Raw genomic sequence first — 9,138 nt, 5'->3', positions numbered from 1 at the left:
GCCCCCCACCGCGATCAGCACCATCACCGGCCCCGCCGGCGTCGGCAAGACCACCCTCGCCCTGCATCTCGCCCACGACGTGGCCGGGCGCTTCCCGGACGGGCAGTTGTACGTCAACCTCCGGGGCTTCGCGCCCGCCGCCGGGCCCGCGCATCCTCAGGACGCCCTGCGGGGATTCCTGGAAGCCCTCGGCGTACCGGCCGCGCGGATACCCGACGGGCTCGACGCCCGGGCCGCCCTGTACCGCAGCCTGTTGGCGGGCCGCAGGGTGCTGGTTCTGCTGGACAACGCGCGCGACGGTGCGCAGGTCCGGCCGCTGCTCCCCGGTGCGCCCGGCTGTCTGGTGCTCGTGACCAGCCGCAACCGGCTCACCGGACTGGTCTCCGCCGACGGCGCCCACCCGCTCCCCCTGGACGTGCTCACCCCGGCCGAGGCCCGCTCGGCGCTGGCGCTGCGGATCGGTGGCGCGCGGGTGGCCGCCGAACCGGAGGCGGTGTCGGAGATCGTGACGCTCACCGCGCGGCTCCCCCTCGCCCTGGCCATGGTCGCCGCCCGTGCCGCCGCGCACCCCGCCTTCCCGCTGGCGGCACTGGCCGGACAGCTGCGGGCGGCGCACGGCGGGCTCGACGCGTTCGGGGACGCCGATCCCGCGACCGACGTACGCGCGGTGTTCTCGTGGTCGTACGAAGCGCTCGGTGTGCCCGCCGCCCGGCTCTTCCGGCTCCTGTCCCTGCATCCGGGTGCCGAGCTCACCGTCCACGCCGCGGCCGCCCTCGCCGGCGAGCCGGTCGCACGGGCCCGCGCCCTGCTCGACGAGCTGACCGACGCCCATCTGCTGACCGAGCGCTCGCCCGGCCGGTACGGCTGCCACGACCTGCTGCGCGCGTACGCCACCGAGCTCGTCCACGCCACCGAGAGCGGGGACGAGTGCCGGGCGGCCGTGCGCCGGATGCTCGACCACTACCTGCGTACGGCGCACGCCGCCGCGCTGCTCTTCGATCCGCCGACCTCGGTGATCACTCCCGTCGGGTCCGCCGTACGAGGCCGGCCGCTCGCCGACGAGGCCGCCGCCCTCGCCTGGCTCACCGCCGAGCGGCCCGCGCTCCTCGGCGCCTTCGCGCAAGCCGTCGAGTACGGATTCGACGCCCACGTCTGGCAGTTGGCCTGGACGCTGGAGCGTTTCCACGAGCGGCACGGTCACTGGCCGGAGTATCTCGCCCTCCAGCGCGCCGCGTTGGAGTCCGCCCGGCGGTTGGCCGACCCCGTCGCCCTCGCCCAGGCGCACCGCGGGCTCGGCCGCGCCTGCATGATGCTGCGGCACTACACCGAGGCGTACGACCAACTCCACGCCTCTCTGGGCGAGTTCGCCGCGTTCGGGGACGCCGACGGGCAGGCGCAGGCGCGGCTGTCCCTGTGGGCTCTGCTGGTCCGTCAGGGCCGGCACGAGGACGCGCTCGAAGCGCTCGCCCCGGCGTTGGGTCTCTACCTGGAGTCCGGCAACCGAAGGGGGCAGGCCGACGTGCTCGTGGCCACGGCCTGGAGCGAGGCCGGTCTCGGCGCGGGCCGCCGTGCCCTCACGCACGCGCACCGGGCACTCGCCCTGTTCCAGGACCTGGGGATCCGTCTCGCCGAGGGGTACACGTGGGACACCCTCGGCCATGTGCACGGCCAACTCGGCCGCCCGGAACGGTCGGTGGCCTGTCACCGGCGCGCGCTCGACCTGTTCCGGGAGGTCGGCGACCTGTTCAACGAGGCCTGTGTGCTCGACCGGATCGGCGACGCCCAGCACGCGGCCGGCCACCCCGCGGACGCGCTCGGCACCTGGCGTGAGGCGCACACCGCGCTCCACTCCTTCGATCCGGTCTGGGCGGCCGAGGTGGCGCGGAAGATCTCAGCAGCCGAAAGCGCGGTCACAAGCCAGGCACACTTCGTCCACTGCGCCCTGCCTACGCTCCCGCCACCTTCGAACGGCCCACGGGGCCAGTGAACTTCGACGACCTTCCTGCGCGAGGAGCGTGTGCAGTGACGTACAGCGTGATCAACGGAAACCGGCTGTTCCACACCGACGAGGGGCCCACCGGGGACCGGGCGGGCGAGACCCTGCTGCTGGTGCACGGCGCGACCTGCGACTCGCACGACTGGTCGGCGCAGATCGGGGCGTTCGCCGCGCGGCACCGGGTGATCGTGCCCGACCTGCGCGGTCACGGCCGGTCGTCCGGGCTGACGGGCGGGCAGCGTCCGCGGGAGTTCGCGGCGGACCTGGTGGAGCTGATCGACGACATCGACGCCGGTCCGGTGGTCGTCGTGGGGCACTCGCTGGGCGGGCTCGTCGGCTCCGTCCTCGCGGTCGAACACCCGTCCCTGGTACGGGCGGTGGTCACCGTGGATCCCTCCTACGGCTTCGAGGCGCAGTTCGCGCCGCAGCTCGCCGCCGCCTTCCGCGTCCCGGACCCGGTCGGTTCGGCCGCCGCGATCCTCGGCGGCCTGGAGAACACCGCCACGGCCGGCCCCGAGGCGGACGCCCTGCGCGTCTGGCACCGCAGGCGGATCCTCGGCATGGACCCGATGACCGTACGGGACGTCTTCCACGGCCTGTTCGACGAGAGCGCCGTCGCGCTGACCGTGCGGCCCGGCGTCGAGACGTATCTGGCGCGCCGCGCCTGCCCCGTGCTGTCGCTGTCGGCGGCCGACTCCCTCAAGGCCAAGGGGATCGACGGGGACTGGGAGGAGTCGCTGAGCCCGCACCCGTACAGCGCGTCGGTGGTGCTCGACGGGGTCGGTCACTGGCTGTTCCAGGAGCGGCCGGCCGAGTTCAACGCGCTGGTGCTGGGCTGGATAGACGGGCTGCCGGCCGCCTGACCGGCCGCGGGACATCCGCACGGGGGCTGCGCACGGGAATGACGACGGGGACTGCGCACGAGTGATGACTACGACGGTGACGATGCGGTTCGCGGTCCTGGGACCGGTACGCGTGTGGCGCGACGGCGGGGAGGTGCCGCTCGGCGCGGCCCAGCAACGCCTGCTGCTGGCCCTGCTGATGGCGCACGCGGGGCGTCCGGTGGCCATGGAGGAGATGCAGCTCGCGCTGTGGGGCGAGGCGCCGCCGGGCTCGCCCGCCAACGCGGTGTACCGGCATGTCGGTGTGCTCCGGCGGTTGCTGGAGCCGGAGTTGCCGATGCGGGCGACGGGGCGGTGGCTGGTCCGGGACGCGGGCGGTTACCGGTTGAACGCGTCGCCGGAGACCCTGGACGTGCTGCGGTTCCGGGAGTTGGTGCGGCGGGCGAGGGAGGCCGGGGGTGCCGAGGCCGCCGTAGCGCTCTATCTGGAGGCGCTGAACCTGCGTACCGGAACAGTCGCCACCGGAGTCCCCGTGGAGGCGCGTTCGCACCCCGCGTTCAACGCCCTGGAACGCGAGCATCTGGGGGTGGTCAAGGAGGCCGCGGACGTGGGGGCGGGTACGGGTGCGGTCGGGCGGTTGCTCGCCGTGCTGCACCGGGCCGCGGCCGAGCATCCGCTGGACGAGCCGCTCCAGGCTCACCTCGTGCGCGCCCTGGCGGCCACCGGGCAGCGGGCGGCGGCGCTCGACACCTGGCAGCGGGTACGGGCTGTGCTCGCCTCCGAGTTGGGCGTGGAGCCCGGGGCCGAACTGCGGTCCGTGCAGGAGGATGTGCTGCGCGAGGGTGCCCCGGCGAAGCCCGCGGCTCCGGGCTCTTCGGGCTCTCCGGGCTCTCCGGCGCCCACGCGTGCGCAGCCCGCCAGGCTGTCCGTGGTGCCCGACGCACCGGCGGGGCGCCCAGCGCCCGATCCCTTCGCGCGGCCGACCCAACTGCCCTCGGAACTCGGTGCCTTCACCGGTCGACGGGCGGAACTGGCCCAGTTGGCGGAGCTGTCGGCGAAGGAGGTGCCGGGGATGCGGATCGCCGCGATCAGCGGCATGGGCGGCATCGGCAAGACCACGCTGGCCGTGCGCTGGGCGCACCGCGTCGCCCACCGCTTCCCGGACGGGCAGTTGTACGTCAACCTGCGCGGCTTCGACCCCGGCGGGGCGGCGACGGACCCGGGCGAGGCGCTGCGCGGCTTCCTGGAGGCGCTCGGGGTGCCGCCGCAGCGGATGCCGACCGGGACGGACGCACAGACCGGGCTCTACCGCAGCCTGCTCGCCCGGCGCCGCGTGCTGATCCTGCTGGACAACGCGCTGGACTCCGAACAGGTCCGTCCACTGCTCCCGGGCAGCCCGGGGTGCCTGGTCGTCGTCACCAGCCGGGACCGCCTCTTCGGTCTGGTCACCGCCGAGGCCGCGCATCCCCTCGCCCTGGACCGGCTCTCGATCGCCGAGGCCCGGGAGTCCCTCGTACGCCGGCTCGGCGCCGACCGGGTCTCCGCCGAGCCGGACGCGGTGGCGGAGATCATCGCCCGGTGCGGTGGGCTGCCACTGGCCCTGGCCGTCGTCGCCACCCGGGCGGCCACCCGTCCCGCCTTCCCGCTGGCCGCGATCGCCGCCGACCTGCGGGAGGCCCGGGACAGCCTGGACGCCTTCGCGGACCCCGACCCGGCCGGTGACGTGAGAGCGGTCCTGTCGTGGTCCTACCGCGCGCTGAGCCCGGGGGCCGCGCGGCTGCTGCGGCTGCTGTCGCTCCACCCGCGTCCCGACGTCACGGTGCCGGCCGCGGCGGCCGTCGCGGCCGCCGCCCCGGAGGAGGTCCGCCGGCTGCTGGCCGAACTCGTCCGCGTCCACCTCCTCACGGAACACACGCCCGGCCGCTACACCTGCCACAACCTGCTGCGGACGTACGCGATGGAGCGCGCGGCGCGGGACGAGGGGCCGGCCGAGCGGGACGCGGCCGTGCGCCGGCTCCTCGACCACCACCTGCACACCGCGCACGCCGCCGGACGGCTCTACTCCCCCTGGTGGAGCGCCAGTTCACTGACCGAGGCGGCGGACGGCGCCCGCCCCGAGTCCTTCGCCGACGACGGGCAGGCGCTGCGCTGGTACACGGCCCAGCGGAGGGTGCTGCACGCGCTCGCCGCCACCGCGGCACAGTACGGCCACGACGGCCATCTGTGGCGGCTGGCCTGGACGTTGGAGCGTTTCATGGACCGGCAGGGCCACTGGCACGAGTCCGCCGCGCTGCAACGCGCCGGTCTCGACGCGGCGGTACGCGACGGCCACCGCACCGCGCAGGCGCATCTGCACCGCGGCCTGGCCCGCGCCTCGGCCCGTCTGGAACGGTACGAGGACGCCCGCGTCCACATCCGGCACTCCCTCGACCTGTTCACCGAACTCGACGACCCGCGCGGCCTCGCCCACGCCCACCGCAGCCACGGCTGGCTGCTCGACCGGCTCGGCGACCACGACGCGGCGCTGGACGCGGCCGGCCGGGCACTCGCCCTCTACCGGGCCGTCGGCGACCAGGTCGCGGAGACCAGCGCCCTGCACGCCCTGGGCTGCACCCACGCGCTGCGGGGCGACCACCGCCGGGCCGCCGCCCACTTCGAGGAGACCCTGACCGCGCTCGACGGCCTGGACGGGACCCGCTACGCCGAGGCCGGCACCTGGGACAGCCTCGGCATCGCCCGCCACCACCTGGGCGAACACCAACAGGCCATCGCCTGCTACCAGTGCGCGCTACGGCTCTACCGCGAGGTCGGCGACACCTTCAGCGAGGCCGGGACGCTACGCCACCTCGGCGACACCTACGTCACCACCGGCGACCCCGGCGCCGCCCGCACCGTCTGGGAACGCGCCCTGCACCTGCTGGCCCCGACCGACCCCACGGCCGCGGCGGAACTGCGCGCCAGGATCCTCGCCCTGGGCGACGAGGTGTCCGCGCCGAGGATCGGCGCGGTCCCCGAACCACACCCGCCGGACACGACCTAGGGGCGCAGCCGCTTCAGCAACTCCTCGGCGGCATCCAGGAGTTGACCGGGCATGGTGGTGGTCTGCCGGAAGCTACGTGATGTGGCGCGCGGGCCGGGTGGCCAAATGCAGCAGGTGTTCCAAGGGCCCGCGCCTGAAGTGACGGGTCCACGCGGTGGCCAGCAGCATGGCGGCGGTGATGAAGGCGAGGAGCGCCGGCAGTCCGGACATCGTCTCGTCCTCTACGGCGGCCACGGGCCAGACGTCGGTCAGGAGCCAGAGGGCGACGATGTGCAGGACGTAGGCGGTCAGCGCCAGCGCGCCGACCGCCGAGACGGGTGTGGCCAGCCGGGTGAGGCGGGGCATCCGGTCGGCGACGGTCAGGCACCCGGCGATCACCACGAGGGCGACGCCCGTGTTACCGAGGACGGAGAGGGTCGTCTGGCTGTGCGGTGCGGCCACCAGGAGCCAGGCGAGCGGTGTGCCGTTCTCGGGTTCGCCGACCGTGTCGGACCACCAGGCCGACGACGCCGAACCGCCGCCCGTGGCCGCCGCGATGACGGTCAGCGCGTGCGGGACGAGACGCAGGGCAAGCCAGGAGCCCCCGTAGCCGAGGACGGCGAGCGCACCGCCGGTCAGCGCGAGCCGGGACCGGATCCCGGGCCGGGTGAGGTCGAGCCGGGCCACGGCCATGCCCGCGATCAGGAACGGCGCCCAGGTCAGGACCGGGTACGAGCCGGTGAACAGCAGCTCTACGACGCCGTCCGTGCCGCTGATCCGGGCCAGCGGGTCCGCCTGGACGACCGCGTCCGCCCAGACGCCGTCCTCGATGGACTTCCGTACGGCGTACAGGACTTGGGGCAGGATCAGCGCCCCGGCGGCGGCGATCCGCGCGAGTGCCGCGGCGCGCAGCCGGTGCAGCGGGAGCACGGTCAGGAAGAGCAGGCCGTAGCAGCTGAGGATCACCTCGACCTCGGTGTCCAGGGCGGTCAGGGCGTAGCCGAGCGCCAGCAGGACCGCGGCGCGGATCGCGATCCTCGTCACCGCCTGGCGGCCGGCGCGGCCGGTCCGGGGCCGGGGGCGGCCGGTGATGATGATCAGCGAGAACCCGGCGAGTACCGCGAACAGGGCGGAGGAGCGGCCGCGCGCGGTCTCCAGCAGGAAGCCGACGGGGCCGCCGACCGTGACGTCGGGGCCGACGTGGGCGGAGTACATGCCGAGGACGGCGAGTCCACGCGCCAGGTCGATACCGATCAGCCGCCCGGTCGTTGGAGCGTCGGAGGGGACCGGCTGCCGCCCGGGTAACGCGGCTGCCGGTGCGGACGGCGATGCGTCGTGTGTCATGCCATCAGGATTCGCGGACCGCGGGGACCGGCACACCCGGCAACCGTCCGGAGCCGGCCCGCCGACCGGCCGGAACCGCACCGGCCGACCGGATGGTCCCAGCCGACGAGAGGCCGGAGCCGAACCGGTTCCCGGGGGCGGGCGCGGGTCTGCGTGCTACCCCTCGTACGACAGGCAGTTCTCTCGTACGACAGGCAGTTCCCTCGTACGACAGGCAGTTCCCTCGTACGACAGGCAGTTGAGGAGCGGAGCGCGCATGATCCGGGTACTTGTGGTCGACGACGAGGCTCTCGTCCGCACCGGCTTCACCCACATCCTCAACGCCGCGGACGGCATCGGAGCCGTGGCGGCGGTCCCCGGCGGTCAAGCCGTCCTGGCCGTACGGGAGTTGGGCCCCGACGTCGTCCTGCTCGACATCCGGATGCCCGACGTGGACGGGCTGACCGTCCTGGCCGAACTCCGCCGGCTGCCGGACCCTCCCGTGGTGGCGATGCTGACGACATTCGACACCGACGAATACGTCGAGGCGGCGCTGCGCTCCGGCGCCGCCGGTTTCCTCCTCAAGGACACCGACCCCGAGCAACTGCCCGGTCTGATACGCGCATTGGCCGAGGGAAGAACCGTGCTGTCGTCGCAGGTCGTACGCACGGTGGTGGACGGCTTCCTCGACCAGGGCGGGCGCGAGCCGTACGCCGTCCGACTCGTCGCCCTGCTGAGCGGCCGCGAGCGTGCCGTCCTCGCGCTGATGGCCGAGGGCCTGTCCAACACCGACATCGGCGACCGGCTGCACCTGAGCACCGGCACCGTCAAAGGCCATGTCAGCGCCGTGTTCGAGAAGTTGCGGGTCGACAACCGTGTGCAAGCCGCACTGGTCGCGGAACGGGCGGGCCTGCTCAGGCCGCCCGGGGACGGAGTCGCCCGATGAACCCGCAGAGCCGCCCGATGAACCCGCGGCCGGGTCCCCGGCCGAACTCCCGCCGCCCGCCTGCCCTGTTGCTGGACGCGCTGCTGGTCTGCGTCGCACTGCTGGACCTGTGGGTGAACCTCGACAGCGACAACCACCCGGCCACCGCCTACGGCCTGCTCGCCGCTCTGGCTCTCACCCTGCGCCACCACCGGCCGCTGCTGGCCTTCGCCCTCACGCTCCCCTCCGCCCTGATCGGCGACGCGGCGTTCGCCACGATGGCCGCGCTCTACACCCTCTCCTCGCTCTGCCGCCACCGCGCGCTGCTGATCGGCTGCGCGCTGGCCTTCGCGACCGTCGACTTCATGCCCTGGCCGTGGACGTCCCTCGACGTCGACGAACTCGACGAGACCTACAGCCTGGTCCACCTCACCTATACCCTCGCCACGGCCGCCGCTCCCGTCTTCCTCGGCCAACTCGTCCAGGCCCGGCGCGAGTTGACGCTTCGGCTCGCGGAGATCTCGGAGGCCCGCGAGCAGGAACAACTACTGAGCGCCCAGGCCGTGTTGGCGAAGGAGCGCGCCCAACTCGCCCGCGAGATGCACGACGTTGTCTCCCACCAGGTCAGCCTCATCGCCGTGACCGCCGGCGCACTCCAGGTCGGCAGCCCGGACGCCGAGGCCAGAGCGGCCGGGGCCACGATCCGCCGGCTCAGCGTGCAGACCCTGGAAGAACTGCGCCACATGGTCGGCGTCCTGCGCGCCTCCGGCATCCGCCCCACCGAACTCACGCCCCAGCCCTCCCTCGCCGACCTGCGCCAGCTGATCGGCACCAGCGGCATCGAGACCGAACTGGACACGGACCTGCCCGACGGACTCCCGCCCACCCTCCAACGCGCCGTCTACCGCACGATCCAGGAGGCACTCACCAACGTCCGCAAACACGCCCCCGGCGCCACCGCGACCGTCCGCATCCACCACCGGGACGGCGCCCTTCGCCCCGTCGGCGAGCAGCGCCCGCAGACTCTTGTCCC

6 protein-coding genes are annotated in these 9,138 nt (G+C 74.0%); 5 read left to right on the top strand and 1 reads right to left on the bottom strand.

Annotated elements, in window-relative coordinates; all coding sequences use genetic code 11:
• The 3 genes from ACNFOC_RS45375 to ACNFOC_RS45365 all read left to right on the top strand — a co-directional run.
• A partial coding sequence (locus ACNFOC_RS45375) for an ATP-binding protein (protein WP_416964853.1) occupies positions 1-1,987 on the top strand: 1,987 nt, incomplete at its 5' end.
• 35 nt (positions 1,988-2,022) lie between these two features.
• Positions 2,023-2,859, top strand: coding sequence for an alpha/beta fold hydrolase (locus tag ACNFOC_RS45370; protein ID WP_416964852.1), 837 nt, complete (start codon positions 2,023-2,025; stop codon positions 2,857-2,859).
• A 64-nt stretch (positions 2,860-2,923) separates the two neighbouring features.
• Entirely contained in the window at positions 2,924-5,878 is a 2,955-nt protein-coding gene (locus tag ACNFOC_RS45365) for an AfsR/SARP family transcriptional regulator (protein ID WP_416964851.1), read from the top strand.
• Between the two features lie 72 nt (positions 5,879-5,950).
• On the opposite strand, the gene ACNFOC_RS45360 is transcribed toward ACNFOC_RS45365, so the two are convergent.
• Positions 5,951-7,201: a DUF418 domain-containing protein gene (locus ACNFOC_RS45360; RefSeq protein ID WP_416964850.1), complete on the bottom strand. Its 1,251-nt coding sequence runs from the start codon at positions 7,199-7,201 to the stop codon at positions 5,951-5,953.
• Positions 7,202-7,457: 256 nt separating this feature from the next.
• Here ACNFOC_RS45360 and ACNFOC_RS45355 point away from each other — a divergent pair, with 256 nt between their 5' ends.
• Together ACNFOC_RS45355 and ACNFOC_RS45350 are read left to right on the top strand one after the other, a co-directional pair.
• Complete coding sequence (locus ACNFOC_RS45355) at positions 7,458-8,126, top strand: response regulator (protein ID WP_416964849.1); 669 nt, start codon at positions 7,458-7,460, stop codon at positions 8,124-8,126.
• 17 nt (positions 8,127-8,143) lie between these two features.
• Positions 8,144-9,138: sensor histidine kinase (locus ACNFOC_RS45350; protein WP_416964854.1), on the top strand; the 995-nt coding region annotated here is incomplete at its 3' end.

The organism is Streptomyces colwelliae (assembly GCF_048158785.1).
Classification (GTDB): Bacteria; Actinomycetota; Actinomycetes; order Streptomycetales; family Streptomycetaceae; genus Streptomyces.
The sequence above is the reverse complement of the archived record's forward strand: the minus strand, read 5'-3'. Positions and strand labels throughout refer to the sequence as shown.

Bases quoted from the DNA above. Each gene is read 5' to 3' on its own strand.
- ACNFOC_RS45365 (WP_416964851.1), top strand. From the start codon at position 2,924: ATGACTACGACGGTGACGATGCGGTTCGCGGTCCTGGGACCGGTACGC.
- ACNFOC_RS45360 (WP_416964850.1), bottom strand. From the start codon at position 7,201: ATGACACACGACGCATCGCCGTCCGCACCGGCAGCCGCGTTACCCGGG.
- ACNFOC_RS45355 (WP_416964849.1), top strand. From the start codon at position 7,458: ATGATCCGGGTACTTGTGGTCGACGACGAGGCTCTCGTCCGCACCGGC.